This window comes from Maritimibacter sp., assembly GCF_016774595.1.
Classification (GTDB): domain Bacteria; phylum Pseudomonadota; class Alphaproteobacteria; order Rhodobacterales; family Rhodobacteraceae; genus Maritimibacter; species Maritimibacter alkaliphilus.
This window is the reverse complement of record NZ_JACBWT010000001.1, coordinates 1,822,877-1,847,034: the sequence shown is the minus strand read 5'-3', so window position 1 is coordinate 1,847,034 and position 24,158 is coordinate 1,822,877. Positions and strand designations below refer to the sequence as shown.

Here is a 24,158-nt window from a genome sequence, read left to right as displayed (position 1 = left end):
ATGTCCGTCATCCAGTTCAAGAACGTCTCGAAGTCCTTCGGTGAAGGCACAGAAGCGACCCATGTCTTGAAAGACATCGACCTCGATGTGCAGGAGGGTGAGTTCCTCGTGCTGCTCGGCTTCTCCGGCACCGGCAAGACCACCCTCATCAACCTGATGGCCGGGCTGGAATTTCCGACCAAGGGGAGCGTCAGTTTCAAGGGCAAGCCGATAGAAGGCCCCGGCCCGGAACGTGGCGTGATCTTTCAGAGCTATTCGCTCATGCCGTGGCTCACGGTGCACGGCAACGTCATGCTGGCGCTGGAATCGGTGTTCCCGAAGATGCCGAAGGCCGAGAAGGAAGCGACCGTCGCCAAGTATGTGCAGATGGTCGGCCTGTCCCACGCCGTCACGCGCCGCCCGGCGGAGCTGTCGGGCGGGATGCGCCAGCGGGTGAACGTGGCGCGTGCGCTGGCCATGAATCCCGAGGTGCTGCTGCTGGACGAGCCGCTTTCCGCGCTCGACGCGCTGACCCGCGCCAATCTGGGCGACGAGATCGAAGCGATCTGGAACGCCGACAAGAAGACCTGCGTGCTCATCACCAACGATGTGGACGAAGCCATTCTGCTGGCCGACCGGATCATCGCACTGAACCCCGACGGCAGCTTGGGCGAAGAGTTCAGGGTGGGGCTTGAGCGTCCGCGTGATCGCTCGGCCATGAACCATGACGAGAGGTTCAAGGCGCTCAGGGCGCGGGTGACGACCTACCTGATGGACGTGGGAATCGAAGCCAAGGCAGAGGGCATCCGCCAGCTTCCCAACGTGACCGCCATTCACAACATGGACCCCGAGGCCCCGAATGCGGTGGTCGAGGCGGCGAAGTCGAAGCTGGACGAGAAATACCTCGAGTTTTCGCACATCCATAAGATCTACCCGACCCCCAAGGGGCCGCTCACGGTGGTCGAGGATTTCGACCTCAACCTGAAGAAAGGCGAGTTCATTTCGCTGATCGGGCATTCGGGCTGCGGCAAGTCCACGGTCCTGACCATGACCGCCGGGCTGAATGCGATTTCCAAGGGCGGGATCATTCTGGACGGAAAGGAAGTGGTGGAGGCCGACCCGGAGCGCGCCGTCGTGTTCCAGTCGCCCAACCTGTTCCCGTGGCTCACCGCGAAAGAGAACGTCGCGATCGGGGTGGACAAGGTTTATCCGAAAGCCTCGCGGGCTGAGCGTCAGGACGTGGTGGAATACTACCTCGAACGCGTCGGTCTGGGCGATGCGATGGACAAGTCGGCGGCGGATATGTCGAACGGGATGCGCCAGCGCGTCGGAATCGCCCGCGCCTTTGCCCTGTCGCCGAAACTCCTGCTCCTCGACGAACCCTTCGGGATGCTCGACAGCCTGACCCGGTGGGAGCTTCAGGAAGTGCTGATGGAGGTCTGGGACCGCACCAAGGTCACCGCGATCTGCGTCACGCATGACGTGGACGAGGCGATCCTCTTGGCCGACCGCGTGGTGATGATGACCAACGGGCCGCAGGCGACCATCGGCAAGATCACCGAAGTCGACCTGCCGCGCCCGCGCACCCGCAAGGCGCTGCTGGAACACCCGGATTACTACCACTACCGCGAAGAGGTTTTGACCTTCCTCGACGAATATGAGCACGGCGCGAAACCGAAACCCAAGGCTGCGGACGTGGACGCGCCCAAAGCCGTGGCCGCGGAGTGACGGGCATGGACGACAAGACGATCACGCTGGTTCAGGAAAGCTTCGCCAAGGTCGAACCGATCAAGGCGACGGCGGCCGAACTCTTCTACTCGGACCTGTTCGCGACCGCACCGGAAGTGCGCCCCCTGTTCAAAGGCAACATGAACGAGCAGGGCATGAAGCTGATGGGCACGCTCGCCGTCGTTGTGAACGGGTTGCACACGCTCGACCAGATCGTTCCCGCCGCGCAGGCGCTCGCCATCCGGCACGTCGATTACGGCGTCCAGCCTGAGCATTACGACAAGGTCGGTGCATCGCTCATCCGCACGTTGGAGCAGGGTCTTGGCCCGGATTTCACATCCGATGTGCGGGCCGCATGGATCGAAGCCTACGGCACCCTGTCATCCGTGATGAAACAAGCCGCTTACCCGAAGGAGGCGCTGCAATGACCGAGAAACTCGTTGTCATCGGGGCCGGTATGGCCTCGGGCCGGATGCTGGAGCATCTGTTCGACGCCAACCCCGACGCTTACGACGTGACGCTGTTCAACGCCGAGCCGCGCGGGAACTATAACCGGCTGATGCTGTCGCCGGTCCTGTCGGGCGACAAGACCTATGACGAGATCGTCACGCATGACGACGACTGGTATGCCGCGAACGGCGTCACTTGCCGGTTCGGCGAGCGCGTGTTGCGCATCGACCGCGAACGCAATGTGGTCGTCGGTGAAAAGGGCGAAGTCGCTTACGACAAGCTGGTGTTCGGCACCGGGTCGAACCCGTTCATCATTCCGCTGCCGGGTCACGATCTGGACGGTGTGATCCCCTACCGCGACCTCGAGGACACCGAGGCCATGATGCAGCTTGGCGACAAGCCCGGTGCGAAGGCGGTGGTGATCGGCGGGGGTCTCTTGGGTCTCGAAGCCGCCGCCGGGATGGCCGCGCGTGGTGTCGACGTCACCGTCGTTCACATCATGGGTCACCTCATGGAGCGTCAGCTTGACGAGGCGGCCGGATACCTTCTGCGCAAATCACTCACGGACAAGGGCATCACCGTTCTCTGTCAGGCGAACTCGAAAGAGATCGTCGGCGAGAACGGCCGGGTGAAGGCCCTGATGCTCGATGACGGGACGGAACTGCCCTGTGACCTTCTGGTCATGGCGGTCGGCATCCGGCCCAACATCGCGCTCGCGCAGGACACCGGGCTTGCCACCGGCAAAGGCATTCACGTGGATGACCAGATGGTGACCTCGGACCCCAGCATTTTCGCGCTGGGCGAATGTGTGGAGCACAACGGGGCGATTTTCGGCCTTGTCGCGCCGCTTTACGATCAGGCCAAGGTGCTCGCCAAGACGCTGATGGGCGAGCCTGCGACCTTCGTGAACAAGGAGGTGTCGACCAAGCTCAAGGTGACCGGCTGCGACCTGTTCAGCGCGGGCGATTTCGCCGAAGCCGCCAACCGCGAGGATATCGTGTTCCGTGACCCGGCGCGCGGCGTCTACAAGCGGCTGGTGCTGGAAGGCAACCGGATCGTGGGCGCGGTGATGTATGGCGATACGGGCGACGGCGCGTGGTTTTACAACCACATCAAGGACGGCACGGATGTCGCCGAGATGCGCGACACCCTGATCTTCGGCCCCGCGTTCCAAGGGGGGGCCACGGCGGACCCTTTGGCGGCCGTTGCAGCCTTGCCGGATGATGCGGAAATCTGCGGCTGCAACGGCGTTTGCAAGGGCACCATCGTTCAGGCGATCGAAGGCGGGGCGGGCGATCTGGCCGCCGTTCGTGCCACGACCAAGGCGTCGAATTCCTGCGGCACCTGCACGGGGCTGGTGGAACAGGTGCTTGCCGCCACGCTCGGCGACGATTTTCAGATGCCGACGGCCCAGCCGATCTGCGGTTGCTCCGACCATACGCATGAGGATGTTCGGCGGCTCATCAAGTCGCAGGAACTGAAATCCCAACCCGCCGTCTGGCAGGAGCTTGGGTGGAAGACGGTGAACGGCTGCCACGTCTGCCGCCCCGCCGTGAACTTCTATCTGCTCGCGGACTGGCCGCTCGACTACATGGACGACCCGCAGTCGCGGTTCGTGAACGAGCGCAACCATGCCAACATCCAGAAGGACGGGACTTATTCGGTCATGCCCCGGATGTGGGGCGGGATGACCGACGCGAACGAACTGCGCGCCATCGCCGACGCCGCCGACAAATACGGTGCGACGGTGAAGGTGACGGGCGGTCAGCGCATCGACCTTCTGGGCGTCAAGAAAGAGGATCTGCCCGCGATCTGGCGCGATCTCAATGCGGCCGGGATGGTTTCGGGCCATGCCTATTCAAAGGGCCTGCGCACGGTGAAGACCTGCGTGGGGTCGGAATGGTGCCGCTTCGGCACGCAGGACTCGACCGGGCTGGGCATCAAGCTGGAAAAGCTGCTCTGGGGGTCGTGGACGCCGCACAAGGTCAAACTGGGCGTCTCTGGCTGCCCCCGCAACTGCGCCGAGGCGACCTGCAAGGACGTGGGCGTCGTCTGCGTCGACAGCGGCTACCAGATCTCGGTCGCGGGCGCTGCGGGCATGGAGGTGAAGGAGACCGAGGCGCTCGTCGCGGTGAAGACCGAGGACGAGGTGCTCGAATGGGTGACGGCGTTCATCCAGCTTTACCGCGAGCGCGCCAAGTATCTCGACCGGCCCTACAAATGGGTCGCCAAGGTCGGGCTCGACTGGGTCAAGGATACGCTGGCGGATGCTGGCACGCGCGCTGACCTCGTGGAGCGGTTCGAGATTTCCCAATCGGTCTATCGCACCGACCCGTGGGCGGCGGAAGTCGCCAAGTCCGAGCGTTACGCCCCACTCGCCAATCTCATGCTGGAGGCTGCGGAATGAACTGGATCGACATCGGCCATATCGACGACATCCCGGAACGGGGCGCGCGTCTTGTGAAAACCCATGCGGGCTGCGTGGCGGTGTTCCGCACGGCGAGCGACGAGGTCTTCGCGGCCTCGGATCGTTGCCCCCACAAGGGCGGACCGCTGTCCGAGGGGATCGTGCATGGCAACAAGGTGACCTGTCCGCTCCATAACTGGGTCTTCAGCCTCGAAACCGGCGAGGCGCAGGGGGCGGACGAGGGCGTGATCGCGACCTATCCGATCCGTGTCGATGGCGGGCGGCTGTTCCTCGACATCAGCGAACTCGCTGCGAGGAGCGCCGCCTGATGGACGGGACGGGCCTACCCGAGATCCGCTCGACCTGCCCCTATTGCGGGGTGGGTTGCGGCGTGCTGCTTCGTCCCGACGGGCAGGGCGGGATGGAGGTCAAGGGCGACCCGGCGCATCCGGCGAACCGGGGCAAGCTGTGCTCCAAAGGTTCGCAGCTTTGTCAGACCCTTGGGCTGGACGACCGGCTGATGACCCCGCGCATCGGCGCGCGTTCGGCGGGTTGGGACGAGGCGCTTGACCTGGTGGCGGAGCGGTTTGGCGAAACCATCGCCAAGCACGGCCCCGATAGCGTGGCGCTCTATGTCTCGGGCCAGTTGCTGACCGAGGATTACTACGTCGCGAACAAGCTCGCCAAAGGCTACTTCGGCACGGCGAACATCGACACCAACTCGCGCCTGTGCATGGCGTCGACCGTGGCGGGGCACAAGCGGGCCTTCGGGACCGATACGGTGCCCGGCACCTATGACGATCTGGAAGAGGCCGACCTGATCGTTCTCACCGGATCGAACCTCGCATGGTGTCATCCGGTTCTTTATCAACGCATCATCGCGGCGCGCAAAAAGCGTGGCACGAAGCTGGTGGTGATCGACCCGCGACGCACGGCGTCCTGCGACGGGGCCGACCTGCACCTTGCCGTCGCGCCGGGCGGCGACGTGGCGCTGTTCAACGGGCTGCTGAGCGAAATTTCCATGCGTGGAAAGATCGACCACGCCTTTGCCGAAAACGTCACCGGACTTGAGGAGGCTCTCGTTTCCGCCGCCGGGGACGATCTGTCGGTAACAGGGCTTGGCAAGGCCGAGCTCCGGGCCTTCTTCGATCTGTGGTGCGGGACCGAGAAGGTCGTCACGGTCTTTTCCCAAGGTGTGAACCAGTCGACCTCGGGCACCGACAAAGTGAACGCGATCCTGAATTGTCATCTCGCGACGGGCCGGATCGGACGGGTCGGGATGGGTCCGTTCTCGGTCACCGGGCAGCCCAACGCCATGGGCGGGCGTGAGGTGGGCGGTCTGGCGAACATGCTGACCTGTCATCTCGATCTGGAAAACGCCGAACACCGCGCGACGGTGCAGGATTTCTGGACCTCGCCTGAAATGCCCGAAGCTGCCGGGCTGAAGGCCGTCGATATGTTCCGCGCCGTGGGCGAGGGCAGGATCAAGGCGCTCTGGATCATCCATACGAACCCCGCGGTTTCGATGCCGGATGCCGACCGGGTGCGCGATGCCATCGCGGGCTGCGATTTCGTGGTCGTGAGCGACGTGACCGACCGGACCGATACCGCGCGGCTGGCGGACGTGTTGCTGCCTGCATCGGCATGGGGCGAAAAGTCGGGGACAGTGACCAACTCCGACCGGACGATAAGCCGCCAGAGGGCCGTGTTGCCTCCGCCGGGAGAGGCCCGCCCGGATTGGGAGATCATCGCCGAGGTCGGGCGGCGCATGGGCTGGGGCGCTGCCTTCGATTTCCAGTCGCCCGCCGAGATTTTCCGCGAGTATGCCGCGCTTTCCGGTTTGGCCGCGCGTTTCGGGCGCGACTTCGACATCTCGGCGTTGGCCGAACTGAGCGACGCGGACTACGACGCGCTCGCCCCGGTGCGCTGGCCTGTGTCGGCCACGCGCAGCGGCGGGCGGTTCTTCGGCGACGGGCGGTTTTTCACGCCGGACGGCAAGGCGCGGATGGTTCCGGTGTCGCACCGTGCGCCGGTGTCGGGCCTGTCCGATGCACGGCCCTTCCGGTTCAACACGGGCCGGATGCGCGACCAGTGGCACACCATGACGCGCACGGCCAAGTCGTCGCGTCTGTCGGCGCATCTGCCGGAGCCGTTTCTTGAAATTCACCCGAAAGACGCCCGCGCGTTGGGCCTGAAACCTGCGGCACTGGTCAGGGTGGCGAACGATCACGGCGCGGCCATTCTGCGCGCGCTCGTGACCGATGCGGTGCGCCCCGGTCAGGTGTTCGCGCCGATGCACTGGACGGGTGAGACCGCGCCGTCGGCCCGCGTCGATGCGCTGGTGCCGGGGCACGTGGACCCGGTGTCGGGGCAGCCGGAAAGCAAGGCCGCAACCGTCAGCGTCGAGCCTTTCGAAGCTGCGTGGTACGGGTTCGCCGTGTCGTCGCGCGACCTGTCCCCAAAAGCCGAATACTGGACGCGCACGCGCACCGATGCCGGGTATCGCGCCGAACTCGCCGGGCTGACGGCGCCTGCGAATTGGGAGGGCTTTGCCCGCGATCTGTTCGACACGGGTGCCGAAGTTCAGGCAGTCGAAGACCCCACGCGGGGCATCCACCGCTTCGCGTTCACGGCGAACGGGCGGCTCGAGGCGGCGCTGTTCATCTCGCGCGAACCGGCGGCGATCACGCGCGACTATCTGGCCGGGCTGGTCGGCACCGACGCGCCCGCTGCGCTGTCGGGCCGGGCGCCCGCCGACATGCCCGATCCGGGGCCGACGATCTGTTCGTGTTTCGGCGTCGGGCTGAACACCATCGTCGCGGCCATCGAAGAGCACAGGCTGATGAGCGTCGATGCCATCGGCGCGCAGCTTCAGGCGGGGACGAACTGCGGCTCCTGCCGGGCCGAGCTTGGCGCGCTGCTGGAGGCGCACCTGCGCCCGCAGGCCGCCGAGTGATCGGCAGCATTGCCTGAGGTCAAATTTTAGGCAAACGTTGACACGAAGTGTGCAATCCTAAGGCACGCCTTCCGAACGCCTGAAAAGGGCACGGATATTCTGGACCGCCCGTTTCAATTGAAACAATGGTTCCGAGGCTTTGAAAACAAGGGAGACTCAATCGTGTTTCATCGCGCTGTTCTAACCGCCGCCGCCCTGACGCTGATCGGTGGTGCCGCGTCGGCCCAGACCGACGTTCCTTTCGCGCTGGACTGGAAATTCGAGGGCCCGGCCGCCCCGTATTTCGTCGCTATCGACAAAGGATATTTCGAAGAAAAAGGGCTGTCGGTCGAGATTTCGGAAGGCGCCGGGTCGCTCGACGCGATCCCGAAAATCGCCACCGGGGCGTTCCCCATCGGGTTCGCCGACATCAACTCGGTCATCAAGTTCCTCGACCAGAACCCCGGCGCGCCTGTCACCGGCGTGATGATGATCTACGACAAGCCTCCGTTCGCCGTGATCGGCCGGGCCTCGCTGGGCATCACCGACGACCCGAAGTCGCTCGAGGGCAAGGTGCTGGGCGCGCCGCCGCCCGATGGCGCCTGGGCGCAGTTCCCGATCTTCGCCGCCGAGAACGATCTGGACATGGACGCGATCACGGTCGAACCCGTGGGTTTCCCGACGCGCGAACCGATGCTGGCCGAGGGCAACGTCGCCTCGATCACCGGGTTTTCGTTCACCTCCTACCTGAACGCCGCGCGTCTGGGTGTGGAAGAGGATGATCTCGTCACGCTGCTCATGGCCGACTACGGCGTCGATCTGTACGGCAACGCGATTATCGTCAACACGGACTTCGCCGCCGAAAACCCCGACGTGGTCAAAGGCTTCCTCGAAGCCGTCGCGATGGGTTGGAAAGACGCAATCGCCGATCCGGCGACGGCCGTGACCAGCCTGATGGAACGGAACCCGGCGGCCGATGCCGATCTGGAAACCCGCCGTCTGCAACTGTCGATCGACGCCAACGTCGCGACCGAGGCCGCGATGACCGCGTTCGGCACCATCGACGAGGCGCGGATGGACAGCGCCATCGAGCAGATCAAGCTGACCTACGAGTTCCAGAACGAACCCGATGCGTCGCTCTATTTCACCGAGGAATACCTGCCCGAAGGCGGCTTCTCGCTGGAGTGATCCTTTTGCCGGGCGCGGGGGGCACCTCGCGCCCGGAATCCGTTCCGGGGAAAGGGGTGGGACCATGTATCCAATGATAAAAATCGAGGGCGTGCGCCACGCCTACAAGACCGCCAAAGGGCCGCTTCCGGTTCTGAACGGGCTGGAGGTGTCGGTGAACGAAGGCGGCTTCGTCGCCGTCGTCGGCCCGTCGGGCTGCGGAAAATCCACGCTGACCCGTCTGATCGCCGGGCTGATGAAGCCGGACGAGGGCCGCGTGATGGTGCATGGCGAGGTGGTGACCGGCCCCCGCTCCACCGTCGGGATGGCGTTCCAGAACCCGGTGATGCTGGAATGGCGGACCATTCTGGAAAACATCATGCTGCCGCTCGAAATCGTCTCGACCAAGATGACCAAGGCCGAGCAGAAGGAGCGTGCGAATTACCTGCTCGACCTCGTCGGCCTGACGGGGTTCGGGGACAAGCGCCCCTCGGAATTGTCGGGCGGGATGCGCCAGCGCGCCTCGCTGTGCCGCGCGCTGGTTCACAAGCCGGAGGTTCTGATCCTCGATGAACCCTTCGGCGCGCTCGACGCATTCACGCGCGAAGACCTGTGGCAAACCATGCACAAGGTGAAGGAAGAGGAACCGTTCACGGGGGTCCTCATCACCCATGACCTGCGCGAGTCGATCTTTTTGGCCGATCAGGTCGTCGTCCTCAGCCAGCGTCCGGCCATGACCCAATACGTGCTGGACGTGCCCAACACCGGCCCCCGCGACCTCGACCACCTTTATACGCCGGAAGCGGCGGAGATGCTGAACATTCTGCGCCACCAGATCGAAGTGGCCCAAGGAAGGGCCGCTGCATAATGGCTTACGTACCCGATCTGAAACCGTCGACGCCCGGCGGCTCGTTCCTCAAGGCCTTGGCCAGCCGCGCGGTTTTGGCCCCGATCGCTGCGATGGTGGTGTTCCTCGTCTTTTGGGAATTGCTCGTCTGGGTGAACGGTTGGCCGAACTACGTCATGGCCTCACCCTCGGACCTGCCTCCGGCTTACGCGAAATACTGGGGCCTGTTCATCACGATGGGTTGGCAGACCCTGTGGCGGACGGTCGTGGGGCTGGTGCTGGCCGTCATCGTCGGCCTGTTCCTTGGCATGATCATGGGGTTTTCGCGCCTGATGCGCGATGCGCTTTACCCGTTGCTCGTCGGCTTCAACGCCATCCCTAAGGCGACCGTGGTGCCCATCGTCGCGCTGATGTTCGTGGGCGAGCATAACTTCAACACGATCCTCATGGCCTTCATGATCTCGTTCTTCCCGATTGCCGTGTCGGTCAGTATCGGCCTGTCGACGCTTGAGCCGGAGTATCGCGACATCCTGCGCGCGCTGGGCGCGAAACAGGCGACGATTTTCTGGAAGATCGCGCTGCCCAAGACCCTGCCGGAGTTCTTCGGCGCGCTGAAGGTGGCCGTGACGCTTGCCTTTATCGGCACGAACCTGATGGAGATCGTGTCGCCGCATGGCCGGGGGCTTGGCGCGCTGTTCGACAGCGGCAAGACCAACTCGGACTATCCGCTCATGTTCGCCGTGCTGATCGCCTTGGCGCTGCTGGGGATCGTTCTCTACTACATCGTCGTGGCGCTCGAGAAGATTTTCGCGGGTTGGGCAGAGCGGGCTCCGGGGTGATTTCGGGCCGGTGAACCGGCCCGACCCGGGCGGGGGCGCTGCCCCCGCACCCCCGGGATATTTCCGGACCGGAAAGCCGGATCAGGCATCAAGGAGAAAGGCCGGGGACTTGCCCCGGCCTTTGTCGTCAGTTGGTGATGATCTCTGGTCCCATCATCAATGTCGGTAGCCATGTCGATATGATCGGGATGTAGGTCACCATGATGAGGAAGACGAAGAGGATCGCGAGGAAGGGGAGGGCCGCGCGCACCACCTTCATCATCGGCATCCCGGCCACGCCCGAGGTCACGAAGAGGTTCAGGCCGACGGGCGGCGTGATCATCCCGATTTCCATGTTCACGACCATGATGATGCCGAGGTGGATCGGGTCCACGCCCAGTTCGATGGCGATGGGGAAGACCAGCGGGGCGACGATCACGATGAGGCCCGAGGGCTCCATGAACTGACCGCCGATCAGCAGGATCAGGTTCACGATGATCAAGAACATGATCTTGCCGAAGCCCGCCGACAGCATCGCATTGGCGATCTGTTGCGGGATCTGTTCGTCGGTCAGCACGTGCTTCAGGATCAGCGCGTTGGCGATGATGAACATCAGGGTGATGGTCAGCTTGCCCGCCTCGAACAGCGTGTCGCGGGTGTCGCGGTGCCACAGCGACGTGATGATCGCCTGCGGCTTGGACAGAAGCGACTTCTTCACACCATCGTTGTTCTTCTCGGCCAATGGCCCCATGTCGCGGTAGATGAAGGTCGCCACGATGAAGGCGTAGATCGATGCGACGGCGGCGGCTTCGGTCGGCGTGAAGATCGCGCCGGTGATGCCGGGGATGCCGTAGATGCCGACCATGATGATGACGATCAGGAGCAGACCCCAGATCGCGTCACGGAAGGACATGTAGATCTCGCGCCAGCCCGCGAAGCTGCCCGCGGGCATGTTGCGGATGCGCGCGATGACGTAGATCGCGATCATCAGCATGAGGCCCGCGAGGATTCCGGGGATGACGCCTGCCAAGAACATCCGGCCCACCGACACTTCGACGGACGAGGCATAGACGACCATGACGATGGACGGCGGGATCAGGATGCCCAGCGTGCCCGCGTTGGCGATGACGCCTGCCGCGAAGTCCTTGGTGTAGCCCTGCTGGCGCATCGCCGCGATGACGATGGAGCCGATGGCGACCACGGTGGCGGGCGACGAGCCCGACAGGGCGGCGAAGAGCATACAGGCGAAGACGCCCGCGATGGCCAGACCGCCGCGGAAATGGCCCACGACCGCGATGGCAAAGCGGATGATCCGTTGCGCCACCCCGCCCGTCGACATGAAACTGGACGCGAGGATGAAGAACGGGATCGCGAGCAGCGTGTAGTGTCCCGCCATCGCCTGATAGAAACTCTGCGCCACCGAGGCGAGCGAGGTTTCCGAGAAGACCAGCAGGAACAGCACCGACGAGAAGCCGAGCGCAATGGCGATCGGCACGCCGATCAGAAGAAGCCCGATGATGAGGACAAAGAGAAGTGCGACGTCCATGGATCAGTCCTCCACACGGGCGGCTTCGACATCGTCTTCCATCTCGTGGGAAACGATGAGGCTGTCGGAATGGCCACGCACGATGCCGATGGTGGCCTGAATGAAGCGAAAGAGCAGAAGCGCCATGCCCACGGGCAGGATCGCGTAAGGAATGACGCGTGGAAGCTTGTCGTATTCCTCGCCCATGTTGATCCAGTCCTCGAGAAACTTGAGGAAGCCGGGCATGGGCACCTGATCGGTCATGTAAAAGGCGCGGTCGCGGGTGCCGGTGTCGAAGCCCAGCGGGAACCAGCGCCCCTCGGTCTGCCACATGCCCGCATAGGGGGCCCAGTAATCCCAAGCACCCTTGAGCAGGAGGAAGGCGTAGACGAGGCAGATGGCCGCCGAGATCAGCGCCAGCGTGCGGCGCGGCCCGGTCGACAGAAGCCCGGTGATCGCGTCGACGCCAAGGTGCATCGTCACGCGCACCCCGTAGCTGACCCCGAAGATGACGAGCCAGGCAAACAGGATCAGCGTGATCTCGAGCCCCCAGATCAGCGATTCATTGAAAACGTAGCGAAGGACCACGTTGACGAATGTCACGGTGGTCATGAGGCCCAGAAGAATGGCGATGGCCGTTTCCTCGAAGCCCCGGCGATGTCCCGGCGCGCTCATGGCGTCTCCCCCGAAAATCCCATGCGATGGATGGAAAGAGGGCGGCCCGGGCCAATTGCCCGCACCGCCCCGTGCCCGCTTACATGCTGGCGTTGATTTCCTGTGCGGCGGCGATGTTGTCGGCGCCCACGTCGCCTTCGAACTGCTCCCACACCGGCTTCATGGCGTCGACCCACTGCTGGCGCTGTTCCGGCGTCAGTTCGCGGATGGTCGCGCCCGCGTCGAGCACGGCCTGACGGTTCTCGGCATCGACTTCGGCGATGGCGGCGTTCCGTTCGTCGCTGACCTCTTTGAGGATGGTCATGAACTGATCGCGCACACCTTCGTCGAGGCTGTCGAGCCAGTCGACCGAGGCCACGACGAGGTAGTCGAGCACACCGTGGTTCGTCTCGGTGATACCGTCCTGCACTTCGAAGAACTTCTGGCCGTAGATGTTCGACCAGGTGTTTTCCTGACCGTCGACGACGCCGGTCTGAAGCGCGCCGTAGACTTCGGAGAAGGCCATCGGTTGCGGCGAGGCGTCGAGAGCCTCCATCTGTGCGACGAGCACGTCGGAGGGCTGCACGCGGAACTTGAGGCCGGCGGCGTCAGCGGGCACTTCGAGCGGCTTGTTGGCCGAAAACTGCTTCAGGCCGTTGTGCCAGAAGGCCAGACCTTGCAGGCCGCGGCGCTGCATCGAGTCCATCATCGCCTGTCCGGTCTCCGAGTTCTGGAACGCATCGACAGCGTCCATGTTCACGAACATGAAGGGCAGGTCGAAAATGCGGAAGACCTTGGTGAAGGTCTCGAACTTGGACAGCGACGGCGCGGCGAGCTGCACGTCCCCCTGAAGCATGGCTTCGAGCACCTGGTCATCGTTGTAGAGGGTCGAGTTCGGGTACACTTCCATGCAGGCAGTCCCGTTCATCTCTTCGTTCACCCGCTCCATGAGCAGGTTGGCGGCGATGCCTTTGGGGTGCTTGTCGGTGTTGGTGACGTGGCTGAACTTGATCACCATTTCGCCATCGTCGCAGGCGGCGAGGGCGGCGGTGCCGGCAACGGTGCCAGCGGTGAGGGTGGCCGCGGTAAGTGCGGTCGTCAGGAATTTCATGATTGCTCCTCCATGTATCTCCCGGCCCCGAAGGGTCCGCGGCTATGTGGCGGCGGGCCGGCGCACCGGGCAAGCGTTGTTTTGACGCAGGGGCATTGATCGGGAAAATGCAGAAAAATCAGGTGGTTGTCTGAAAGTGCCAGACTCGTTGGCTGTGGGGAAAGATTGTGGTGTGCGGGAAATCGCACGGGGCATTCGGGCATCTGTGCGGAAACCCACACACGACTCGTCGCGCAGAGGTCGCCCGGTCGGGGCCGTCGGACCCGCAACGCCCCGGCCCCGACCCTCAGCCGCCGCCACCCCGCGCCACGGAACCCTGCCCCCGACGATGCGTTGCGGATGCAGGAGGTACCATCCATGTCGTTCCGGAAAGATTACATCACCAAGCCGATCCATAAATGGGCCAAGGGCGTTTTGCCGACCCTGTCCGAAACCGAGGCCGAGGCCGTGAGTTCGGGCGATGTCCATTTCGAGGCGGAGTTGTTTTCCGGCAATCCCGACTGGAACAAGCTGCGTTCCGTGAAAGCGCCGACGCTGACCGATGCCGAACGTGCCTTTATCGACGGACCCTGCCGCGCGTTCTGCGACATGGTCGACGGGTGGGAAATCGACAAGAAGACCGGCGACCTGCCGCCCGAGGCGTGGGATTTCCTGCGCCAAAAGGGGTTCTTCGGGATGATTATCCCGAAGGAATTCGGCGGGCTGGGCTTCTCGGCCTTCGCCCATTCCGAGGTGGTCCGCTACATCGCGAGCCACAATGTCGTCGCGGCGGTGACGGTGATGGTGCCCAATTCGCTCGGTCCGGGCGAGCTGATCCATCAGTTCGGCACTGACGAGCAGAAACAGACGTGGTTGCCGCGCCTTGCCGACGGGAGCGAGCTTCCTGCCTTCGGGCTGACCAGTGAAGACGCCGGGTCGGATGCCGGGGCCATGACGGACGAGGGCATCGTCTGCAAGGGCGAGTGGAACGGGGAAGAGGTGCTAGGCATTCGGATGAACTGGGCCAAGCGCTACATCACGCTCGCCCCGGTCGCGACCGTCCTTGGCCTTGCATTCCAGCTTCGTGACCCGGACGGGTTGCTCGGGGATGTGAAGGACATCGGGATCACCTGTGCGCTCGTCCCGACCGACCTGCCGGGGGTCGAAACCGGACGGCGCCATCTGCCATCGGGCACCATGTTCATGAACGGCCCGACCACTGGGAAAGACGTTTTCATCCCGCTCGAAAACATCATCGGCGGGCCGGACTATGCCGGGAAGGGCTGGATGATGCTGATGAGCGCGCTGGCCGCCGGGCGGGGCATTTCGCTGCCGTCCCTGTCGGCTGCCGCCACGGCGATGGCCGCTCATACGACCGGCGCCTATTCCCGCATCCGCAAGCAGTTCAACCTGCCGATCGGCCTGTTCGGAGGGGTGCAGGAGCCGATGGCGCGCATCGCTTCGTCCGCTTACACCATCGACGCGGGGCGGCGACTGACGACGGCGGTGCTGGACGAGGGCTACAAGCTCGCCGTCATCTCGGCGATCATGAAATACCACGCCACCGACCGGATGCGCGACGCGATCAACGATGCGATGGACGTGCATTCGGGCAAGGCCGTGATCGACGGGCCGCTCAACTACCTTCAGCCGATCTACCGCACCATTCCCGTCGGCATCACGGTCGAGGGTGCGAACATCGTCACGCGAAACCTCATCATCTTCGGCCAAGGCGCGATCCGGGCGCATCCGCATATGCTGGACGAAATCGAGGCGTTGCAGGAGCCGGACGAAGAAAAGTCGCTCGACGCGTTCGACAAGCATTTCTGGGCCCATGTGAGCCACGCGATCAAGACGACTTTCCGCGCCACTTGGTCGGCCTGGACCGGGCAGGGCAACGCGCCTGCGGACGCGGGCAAGGTCGCCCCCATCTATCGCCGCCTGTCGCGCTGGTCGGCGGCCTATGCGGTCGTCGCCGACATGGCGTTCCTGACGCTCGGCGGTGCGCTCAAGCGGAAGGAAATGATCTCGGCCCGGATGGGCGATGCGCTGTCCGAAATGTTCCTGATCTCCGCCGTGCTCAAGCGGTGGGAGGATGACGGGCGCAACGACGACGACCTGCCGCTCGTCCACCACGCCGCCGAGACATCCTTCGCCCGGATCGGTGAGGCGCTGGACGAGACCATCGCCAACATGCCCGCCAAATGGGTCGGCTGGCTGCTGCGCCCGCTGATCCGCCCGGGACACTATGCGCGCGGTCCGTCGGACGAGGTGACCGAGGCCGTGGCGAAGATCGTCTATGAACCCTGCGAGGCGCGGACACGGCTGACGAGCGGACTTTATCGTGCGGCCGAAGACAGTGGGCTTGGCCTGCTCAACCACGCCTATGCGTTGGTGCTCGAGGCCGAGCCGCTCGAAAAACGTCTGCGCGACGCCAAGAAGACCCCGCGTGAGGGGCTGGAGGCGGGCATCCTGTCGGATGCCGAGTTCCAGCAACTCGAAGAGGTGGCGGTGGCCGTGCAGAAAGTCATCGCGGTGGACGATTACACCCCCGACGAACTGGCCGAACTGTTCCCCGGCATGCAGCGGCCAACGACGTGGAAGGAGGCGGCGGAATGAGCCGACCCGTCTACCTCGTCGATGGGGCGCGGACCCCGTTCCTCAAGGCGCGGGGCGAGCCGGGGCCGTTCACGCCCGTGGATCTTGCCGTGCAGGCTGGCCGCCCGTTGCTTATGCGCCAGCCGTTCGCGGCGAGCGCCTTCGACCTCGTGATCCTCGGCTGCGTCAATGTCATTCAGGACGAGATGAACCCGGCCCGCGTCGCCGCCCTTCGCCTTGGTATGGGCGAGCAGCAGGTGGCCTTTACCGTGCAGATCAACTGCGGCTCAGGGATGCAGAGCATCGACACGGCGATGCGCTATATCCGCGACGGCAGTCATGAGATGATCCTCGCCGGTGGGACCGAGGCGCTCAGTCACGCGCCGCTCGTCTACAGCCGGGACGCGACCGAATGGTATGGGGATCTGGCCAAGGCCAAGAGCCCGCTGGACAAGGCCAAGGCGTTCGCCGATGTGCGACCCGATTTCTTTTCGCCCGTCATCGGGCTGGAACGCGGGCTGACCGATCCGATCACCAAACTCAACATGGGCCAGACCGCCGAGGTTCTGGCGCATCGCTTCGGGATCGACCGGATCACCGCCGACACCTATGCCGACGACAGCCACCACCGCCTTGCCGCCGCGCAGGAGGAAGGGCGGCTCAAGGGCGAGGTCGTTCCGGTCTTCGACAAGGACGGTCGGGTGCATGAGATTGACGATGGCGTGCGCCCGAACAGTTCGGTCGAGAAGCTGGGCAAGCTGAACCCGGCGTTCGAGAAGCCCTATGGCAAGGTGACGCCCGGCAATTCGAGCCAGATCACCGATGGTGCGTCCTGGGTCATTCTCGCCTCGGAAACGGCGGTCGAGGCGCATGGGCTGGAACCGATCGCAAGGATTGTGGACAGCCAGTGGGCGGGTCTTGACCCGTCGATCATGGGGCTGGGGCCGGTGCTGTCGTCTACGCCGCTTGCGCAGCGCCACGGGCTGTCCTGCGATGACATCGACCTGTGGGAGATCAACGAAGCCTTCGCCGCGCAGGTGTTGTCGTGCCTCGCCGCGTGGCAGGACGACGACTTCTGCCGCGACATTCTGGGCTATGACGAAGCCTTCGGCCGGATCGACCGCGACAAGCTGAACGTGGACGGCGGGGCGATCAGCCTTGGCCATCCGGTCGGCACCAGTGGGAACCGCATCGTCCTGCATCTCGCCAACGCCATGAAGGCGCGCGGGGCAAAGCGGGGAATCGCAACGGAATGCATCGGCGGCGGCCTGGGCGGCGCGATGCTGTTGGAGGCCGCATGAGCGACGTATTGGACCAGATCACCCCCGACAAGACGACGGACGCTCCGAAGCCCGTCGAAACGGCGCATTGGCGGCGTGAGGATCGGGGCGGGCGCATCACGCTGTGGCTCGACTGCGAAGGCACCGGGACCAACGTGATTTCCGAGGCGGTGCTGCGGGAGTTGGACACGCTTCTGGACGAGGCGAAACAGGCGCAGCCCGATGTGCTTGTGATCCGCTCGGCCAAGCCCGGTGGGTTCGCGGCAGGGGCCGACATCGACGGGTTTGCCAACCTGCGGGGCGAGGGCGCCGTCGAGATGTTGAAACAGGGTCACGCGGTGCTCGACAAGCTGGCCGCGCTCCCGTTCCCGACCGTGGCGGTCGTGCATGGTGCGACGCTTGGCGGCGGCTTCGAACTGGCGCTGGCTTGCGATCATCGGATCGGCGTCGAGGGGGTGAAGCTGGGCTTCCCCGAAATCCAGCTTGGCCTGCATCCGGGCCTTGGCGGCACCTTCCGTCTGACGCGATTGATCGACCCGGTCGCGGCGATGCAGATGATGCTGACGGGCAAAAGCGCCCATGACCGCAAGGCCAAGAAGCTGGGCATTCTGGATGCGCTGGTGCCCGAACGGCATGTCGATGCCGCTATCGACGCAGCGGCCAAGGGCAAGCTCACCCATGACAACGGCGGGTTCAAGGCGACCGCCCTGCGCACCCGTGCGGCCCGCAGCCTTGCCGCGAACCGGATGCGGAGCGAAAGCGAAAAGCAGGCCCCGCGCGCGCATTTCCCGGCGCCCTTCGCGCTGATCGACCTGTGGGAAGACCACGGGGGCGACCCGGAACGAATGCAGGCCGCCGAAATCGCATCCTTCGCCGGATTGCTCGACAGCACCACGGCGCAGAACCTGATCCGGGTGTTCTTTCTGCGGCGTCGGCTGAAATCCGGCGCGGGCAAGGATGACGGGATCGCGCATGTGCATGTCATCGGCGCGGGCGCGATGGGGGCCGAAATCGCCGCGTGGTCCGCGATGCAGGGCAAGCGCGTGACCATCGAAGATGTGAAGCTTGCGCCCTTGGGCGACACGATCCGCCGGGCCGCGAAGATCTATGAAAAGAAGCACCTGAGCGGGATCGAAGCGCGTGATGCGCTCGACCGGTTGATGCCCGACCCGGACGGGCTGGGGCGTGCGCGGGCCGATCTGGTGATCGAGGCTGCGCCGGAGAAGGCCACGTTGAAGGAAAGCATCTACGCGGAATTGACCAACGTGATGAAGCCGGGTGCGATCCTTGCCACCAACACGTCGAGCCTGCGACTGGCCGATCTGGTCGATGCCGCGCCCGACCCGGCGCTGTTCGCGGGGCTGCATTTCTTCAACCCGGTCAGTTCCATGCCGCTGGTCGAGGTGGTGTCGCATGACCTGGCGTCGGATGCGACGCTCGACCGTCTCGCCGCGTTCACGGCCGGAATCGACCGCCTGCCCGCGCGGGTGACGGATTACCCCGGTTTCCTCGTGAACCGCGTGCTCGCGCCCTACATGATGGAGGCGATGGTGATGCTGGACGAGGGCCACGACAAGGTCGCCATCGACCGCGCCGCTCTCGCCTTCGGGATGCCGATGGGGCCGGTGACGCTCGCCGATCAGGTGGGGCTGGATATTTGCCTCGAAGTCGCGAGATCGCTGAACGCCGGATTGGATGTGCCGGTGGCCGAGACGCCCGACTGGCTCGCCAAAAAGGTCGAGGCGGGTGAAACGGGCAAGAAGGCGGGCAAGGGGCTTTATGACTACGGGTCCGAAAAGCCGCCGAAAGAGCCAGCCGACAAGCCGGACCCTTCGATCATCGACCGGCTGATCCTGCCGATGTGCAATGCCGCCGTCGAATGTCTGCGCAAAGGCGTCGTGGCGGATGCCGAGGCGGCAGATGCGGCGGTGATCTTCGGCACCGGCTTTGCACCGTTCCGGGGCGGGCCGCTGCACTACGCCAAGGTGCGCGGCGACGTGCCGGAGGTTCTAGCGCGGCTCGAAAAACAGCACGGCCCCCGTTTCGCACCCGATCCGGGGTGGGGCGACTTTGGCTGAGACGGAAGCGGAGTTCACGGCCCGCGCGGATGCCATCGCCGCCGAGATCATCGAGAAGACTGCGGGCGACATACGCCTCGCCCTGCCGCTTGGGCTGGGCAAGCCGGTCACGCTGGTCAACGCGCTGACACGGGCGGTGGCGGCACGGCCCAAGGTGAAGTTGTCGATTCTGACCGCCCTGACACTCGAGCCGCCCGATATGTCGTCTGGCATGGCGCGGCGGTTTTTGGAGCCGGCCAAGGATCGGCTGTTCGGGGCCTATCCCACGCTCGACTATGCCGAGATGCAACGCGCGGGAACGCTCCCCGACAATATCGAGGTGTCGGAATTCTTCATGCTCGCCGGGCGCTGGATCGCCGTTCCGTCGGCCCAGCGGCATTACATCCCCGCCAACTACACGCATGCGTATGACGTGCTCGCTGCGTGGAAACCCAACCTGATGTTTCAGCTTCTCGCGCCGCTGGACGGGGGCTTCAGCCTGTCGTGCAACACCGACATTTCGTCGGACCTGTTGCGGGACCGTCGCGCGGGGCGGATGGATTTCCTGCTGGTGGGCGAAGTGAACGGGAACCTGCCTGCGATGGACGGGGCGGAGGCGCGTGTCACGCGGGACGAGGTGGACCTGCTCTTGGACCCCGCGCCGAATTTCGACCTGTTCTCGGTCGTCAAACAGCCGGTCAGCGATGCGGCCCATGCCATCGGGCTGCACGTGGCGCGCACTGTGCGCGATGGCGGGACGCTTCAGATCGGGATCGGGACCATCGGCGATGCGGTCGCGAACGCCCTGATCCTGCGTCAGTCCGGCGGGCTGTCCGAGGTGGCGCGCACCTGCCCGTTCGACAACGACGGGTTCGATGAGGACGGGCGGTTCGAGACCGGGCTTTACGGCGTGACCGAGATGCTGGTGGACGGGCTCCTGCACCTGTTCGAGCGCGGCATCGTCAAGCGCGAGGTGGATGGGGCGGCGATCCATGCCGGGTTCTTCGTCGATTGCCGCGACTTCTACGAACGCCTCCGGGCGCTCTCCGACGCCGAGCGCGCCAAGATCCGCATGATGCCCGTGTCCTTCACCAACCAGCTTTACGGCGACGAGCCTGCCAAACGCGCCGCGCGGGTCGATGCGCGGTTCGTCAATTCCGCGATGAAAGCGACGCTTCTGGGCGGGTTGGTCAGCGACGTCACAAGCGACGGGCAGGAGGTGAGCGGGATCGGCGGGCAGTTCAATTTCATCGAACAGGCCTTCGCGCTCGAAGGGGCGCGCGCGATCCTGACGTTGCCCGCGACCCGGACCAGCAAGAGCGAGACGACGTCGAACATCGTGTGGGAGCATCCGCATGAAAGCGTGCCGCGCGCCTATCGTGACGTGATCGTGACGGAATACGGGATCGCCGATCTGCGCGGCCAGCGTGATGAGGATGCGGTCGCGGCGATGCTCAGGATCACCGACAGCCGGTTTCAGGACGCGCTTTTGGACAAGGCCAAATCGGCGGGCAAGCTGGGCAAGGATTTCGCGATCGACCCGGCGTGGCGGCAAAACACACCTGACCGCGTGAAGGCGTGGCTTGCGCCCCATGACCTGCCGGACTTCCCGTTCGGCACCGATTTCGACGAGACGGAAAAGGGTCTGCTGCCCGTGCTGGCGCATCTGTCCAACGCGCAGGGGAGCAGGCTGGCGGTGGCCAAGCTGATCCTGAGCGGCTTGTTCGCGCCCAAGCCCGAGGACAAGATGCGACGCATGAACCTCGCCTCGCCCGTGGGGTTCGGGGAACGGCTGGAAGCTTTCGCGCTGGCCGGAGCCATTCGGGCCGTGTCGCGCCGATAGACATGCCCGCCCGGGTCGGTAGTCTGGTCGGACACGGGCAAGGGAGGGTTCGCGCGTGTTCAGTCGTCTGCGGATGCGCCATATCCGCTGTTTCCTTGCCGTGGCCAAGGCCGGGTCCGTCACCCATGCGGCGCGGCAGTTGAACTCGTCCCAGCCGGCCGTGTCGCGCACGCTTGCCGAGATCGAGGAAATCATCGGAAGTCCGTTGTTCGACAGGACGGGCCGGGGTGTCTCGCTGACCGATGCCGGGGCCAAGCTCATGCGCCATTTCGACATCGCCCTGACGCAGATCGAGGCCGGGGCGGTGGCGGCACAGGGCGATTCCGCCAAGGCGCGCGTGGCGTTCGGGGTTCTGCCGAACGTGGCGCGCACGGTGGCGGTGGATGCGGTGGCCGAATTCAAGCTCACCGCGCCCGATATCGACGTCGAGATTCACTGGGCGGCGGTGGATGAATTGATCGCGCGGCTGGCGCGGGGCGAATTGGATTTCATCCTCGGGCGGCTTTTGTCGCTGGAACACCTCAAGGGCGTCACGTTCGAGCATCTTTATGCCGAAGACATCATCTTCGTCGCCCGCCCGGATCACCCGTTCGTTGCGCTCGACGGTCCGCTCACCGTGCAGGACTTCGAGACGCAGCAGATGCTGGTGCCGCTCGCGGGCACGATCATCCGGCGCGAGATGGACAAGTTCATCGTGGCGCGCGGGGTGAGCGAGTTTCCCAACCAGATCGAAACGGTGTCGTTCGAGTTCACCCGATCCTACCTAGCCCAACATCAGTGCGTGGCCGTGCTGCCGCGCGGGGCCGTGCGGCAGGAATTGGCGGCGGGAACGCTGGTCGATCTTGCGTTGCGGGGCGACGAACTGGTGTCCTCCGTCGGTCTGACGTTCTTTCGCGACAGGGCGCTGTCCGCCGAGGCCGAGCGGTTCGCGGACCACGTCCGCGCCGCGGCGCGGCAATTCGGCTGACATATCGAGACTGATATATCGAAGTGCTACCTTCTATTATCCTGACGGGAAATTTTGCGATAAAACCAGAATCCAACGCCATGCTTACGGGATTTGGGAGGATACTGGCAGGATGGGGCAACCTCGGAATATCCTTTTCATCATGTTCGACCAGCTTCGCTGGGATTATCTAAGCTGCTACGGCCACCCGCATCTGCACACCCCGAACCTCGACCGGCTCGCCGCGAAGGGTGTGCGGTTCGACCGCGCGATCATCCAGTCGCCGTTGTGTGGCCCGTCGCGCATGTCGACCTATACCGGGCGCTACGTCCACAGCCACGGCGCTAGCTGGAACAACACGCCGCTCAAGGTCGGCGAACTGACGATGGGCGACCACCTGCGCGATCTCGGCATGGGCTGCTACCTGATCGGCAAGACTCATATGGCGGCGGATGCCGAAGGGATGCGGCGGCTGGGGCTGGAACCCGACAGCGTGATCGGCGCGCGGGTGTCGGAATGCGGCTTCGACGTCTTTGAGCGTGACGATGGGATGCGCCCCGAAGGGCCGGACGGGTTCTATGACGAGGGTGGTGCGCTCAAGTACAACGACTATCTGCGGTCCAAGGGGTATGAGAGCGACAATCCGTGGCACGACTATGCCAACTCGGCGCGCGACGACCAGGGCAACGTGCTGTCGGGCTGGTTCCTCGAGAACTCCGACCTCCCCGCGAATATCGCCGAAGACGACAGCGAAACCCCCTATCTGACCCGGCGCGGGATAGAATTCATCGAGGCGCAGGGGGATCAGCCGTGGTGCTGCCACCTGTCCTACATCAAGCCGCACTGGCCCTATATCGTGCCGGAACCCTACGCGAGCATGTATGGGCCCGCGCATTTCCTCGACCCGGTCCGCAGCGAGGCGGAGCGCGAGACGGATCATCCGGTGTTCAAAGGCTTCCAGAATTCGCCGGTCGGCAAGGCATTCTCGCGCGATGACGTGCGCGCCAAGGTGCTGCGCGCCTACATGGGCCTTATCAAGCAGTGCGACGACCAGATGGGCGTGCTGTTCGACTACCTCGAGAAATCGGGCCGGATGGAGGACACGATGATCGTCGTGACCTCGGACCACGGCGATTTCATGGGCGATCACTGGATGGGGGAAAAGACCTTTTTCCACGATGCGTCGGTGAAGGTGCCGCTCATCATCTACGACCCCTCGCGCGAGGCGGATGCGACGCGCGGCACGTCGACCGATGCGCTGGTCGAGTGCATCGACTTCCTCCCGACCTTCGTGGAGGTGGCGGGGGGCGACGCGTCGAAGCTCGACCATATCCTCGAAGGTCAGTCGCTGCTTCCGATGCTGCGCGGGGGGAACGCGCCCGACCGGGATTACGTGATCTGCGAATACGATTTCTCGACCAGCCCGCTGGCCGGGCGGCTCGACATCGATCCCAAGGATGCCCGGATGTTCATGGTTGCCGACAAGACGTGGAAGATGATCCACTTCGAAAGCGGCCATCGCCCGATGCTGTTCAACCTCAGGGACGATCCGGGCGAGATCAACGATCTGGGCGGAACCAACGCCCATGCGGACGTCATCGACATGATGTACGACCGCCTGTTCGACTGGACCGCGCGCCCCGCAGCGCGGACCACCATTTCGAACGACACCATTCGTGCGGCCCGGTCGTCGGGCCCCGCACGGACCGGCGTGCTGATCGGCGTGGTCACGGAGGATGACCTGCCCGAGGAGCTGACCGCCAAATACCGGAACCGCAAGGTGCCGGACATGCGGGACAAGGAAACGCGCCGGGCGTGACCCGGCACCATCGGT

General features: G+C 64.5%; 17 protein-coding genes. 14 read left to right on the top strand and 3 right to left on the bottom strand.

Annotated features, from left to right (window positions below; translation table 11 throughout):
- From HOY44_RS09355 to HOY44_RS09320, 8 genes are all read left to right on the top strand, one after another.
- Entirely contained in the window at window positions 1-1,707 is a 1,707-nt protein-coding gene (locus HOY44_RS09355; RefSeq protein ID WP_287434473.1) for an ABC transporter ATP-binding protein, read from the top strand.
- A gap of 5 nt (window positions 1,708-1,712) precedes the next feature.
- The gene (locus HOY44_RS09350; RefSeq protein WP_287434472.1) at window positions 1,713-2,135 is read left to right on the top strand and encodes a globin family protein; all 423 of its coding nucleotides are present in this window, start codon (window positions 1,713-1,715) and stop codon (window positions 2,133-2,135) included.
- The gene (gene nirB / locus HOY44_RS09345) at window positions 2,132-4,564 is read left to right on the top strand and encodes a nitrite reductase large subunit NirB (RefSeq protein ID WP_287434471.1); all 2,433 of its coding nucleotides are present in this window, start codon (window positions 2,132-2,134) and stop codon (window positions 4,562-4,564) included. The genes HOY44_RS09350 and nirB overlap by 4 nt, the downstream gene beginning before the upstream one ends.
- Window positions 4,561-4,893, top strand: a complete 333-nt coding sequence (gene nirD, locus HOY44_RS09340; protein WP_287434470.1) for a nitrite reductase small subunit NirD — start codon at window positions 4,561-4,563, stop codon at window positions 4,891-4,893. Before nirB ends, nirD begins: the two co-directional genes overlap by 4 nt.
- Window positions 4,893-7,520 carry a nitrate reductase gene (locus HOY44_RS09335; protein ID WP_287434469.1) on the top strand — a complete coding sequence of 876 codons (2,628 nt, stop codon included), beginning with the start codon at window positions 4,893-4,895 and terminating at the stop codon, window positions 7,518-7,520. Before nirD ends, HOY44_RS09335 begins: the two co-directional genes overlap by 1 nt.
- A gap of 162 nt (window positions 7,521-7,682) precedes the next feature.
- Window positions 7,683-8,687, top strand: coding sequence for an ABC transporter substrate-binding protein (locus HOY44_RS09330; RefSeq protein WP_138422416.1), 1,005 nt, complete (start codon window positions 7,683-7,685; stop codon window positions 8,685-8,687).
- 64 nt (window positions 8,688-8,751) lie between these two features.
- Window positions 8,752-9,534: an ABC transporter ATP-binding protein gene (locus tag HOY44_RS09325; protein WP_138422417.1), complete on the top strand. Its 783-nt coding sequence runs from the start codon at window positions 8,752-8,754 to the stop codon at window positions 9,532-9,534.
- Window positions 9,535-9,626: 92 nt separating this feature from the next.
- Window positions 9,627-10,352: an ABC transporter permease gene (locus tag HOY44_RS09320; RefSeq protein WP_050772036.1), complete on the top strand. Its 726-nt coding sequence runs from the start codon at window positions 9,627-9,629 to the stop codon at window positions 10,350-10,352.
- Window positions 10,353-10,479: 127 nt separating this feature from the next.
- Here HOY44_RS09320 and HOY44_RS09315 read toward each other — a convergent pair whose 3' ends face one another.
- The 3 genes from HOY44_RS09315 to HOY44_RS09305 form a co-directional block, all read right to left on the bottom strand.
- A complete protein-coding gene (locus HOY44_RS09315) occupies window positions 10,480-11,877 on the bottom strand; it encodes a TRAP transporter large permease (protein ID WP_008332065.1) in 1,398 nt (465 codons plus the stop codon).
- Window positions 11,878-11,880: 3 nt separating this feature from the next.
- Window positions 11,881-12,531, bottom strand: coding sequence for a TRAP transporter small permease (locus HOY44_RS09310; protein WP_138422418.1), 651 nt, complete (start codon window positions 12,529-12,531; stop codon window positions 11,881-11,883).
- A gap of 79 nt (window positions 12,532-12,610) precedes the next feature.
- Window positions 12,611-13,621: a DctP family TRAP transporter solute-binding subunit gene (locus tag HOY44_RS09305; protein ID WP_008332061.1), complete on the bottom strand. Its 1,011-nt coding sequence runs from the start codon at window positions 13,619-13,621 to the stop codon at window positions 12,611-12,613.
- Between the two features lie 357 nt (window positions 13,622-13,978).
- Between HOY44_RS09305 and HOY44_RS09300 the strand changes: the two genes are divergently transcribed.
- From HOY44_RS09300 to HOY44_RS09275, 6 genes are all read left to right on the top strand, one after another.
- Window positions 13,979-16,219 (top strand): acyl-CoA dehydrogenase, encoded by a 2,241-nt coding sequence (locus tag HOY44_RS09300; protein ID WP_287434468.1) that lies wholly within the window; start codon window positions 13,979-13,981, stop codon window positions 16,217-16,219.
- Complete coding sequence (locus HOY44_RS09295) at window positions 16,216-17,499, top strand: acetyl-CoA C-acetyltransferase (protein WP_287434467.1); 1,284 nt, start codon at window positions 16,216-16,218, stop codon at window positions 17,497-17,499. Before HOY44_RS09300 ends, HOY44_RS09295 begins: the two co-directional genes overlap by 4 nt.
- Window positions 17,496-19,556 (top strand): 3-hydroxyacyl-CoA dehydrogenase NAD-binding domain-containing protein, encoded by a 2,061-nt coding sequence (locus HOY44_RS09290; RefSeq protein WP_287434466.1) that lies wholly within the window; start codon window positions 17,496-17,498, stop codon window positions 19,554-19,556. The genes HOY44_RS09295 and HOY44_RS09290 overlap by 4 nt, the downstream gene beginning before the upstream one ends.
- The gene (locus HOY44_RS09285; RefSeq protein WP_287434465.1) at window positions 19,549-21,378 is read left to right on the top strand and encodes an acetyl-CoA hydrolase/transferase C-terminal domain-containing protein; all 1,830 of its coding nucleotides are present in this window, start codon (window positions 19,549-19,551) and stop codon (window positions 21,376-21,378) included. The genes HOY44_RS09290 and HOY44_RS09285 overlap by 8 nt, the downstream gene beginning before the upstream one ends.
- A 55-nt stretch (window positions 21,379-21,433) precedes the next feature.
- Complete coding sequence (locus HOY44_RS09280) at window positions 21,434-22,345, top strand: LysR substrate-binding domain-containing protein (RefSeq protein ID WP_287434464.1); 912 nt, start codon at window positions 21,434-21,436, stop codon at window positions 22,343-22,345.
- A 112-nt stretch (window positions 22,346-22,457) separates the two neighbouring features.
- Window positions 22,458-24,143, top strand: a complete 1,686-nt coding sequence (locus HOY44_RS09275) for a sulfatase-like hydrolase/transferase (protein WP_287434463.1) — start codon at window positions 22,458-22,460, stop codon at window positions 24,141-24,143.
- Window positions 24,144-24,158 lie beyond the last annotated feature (15 nt).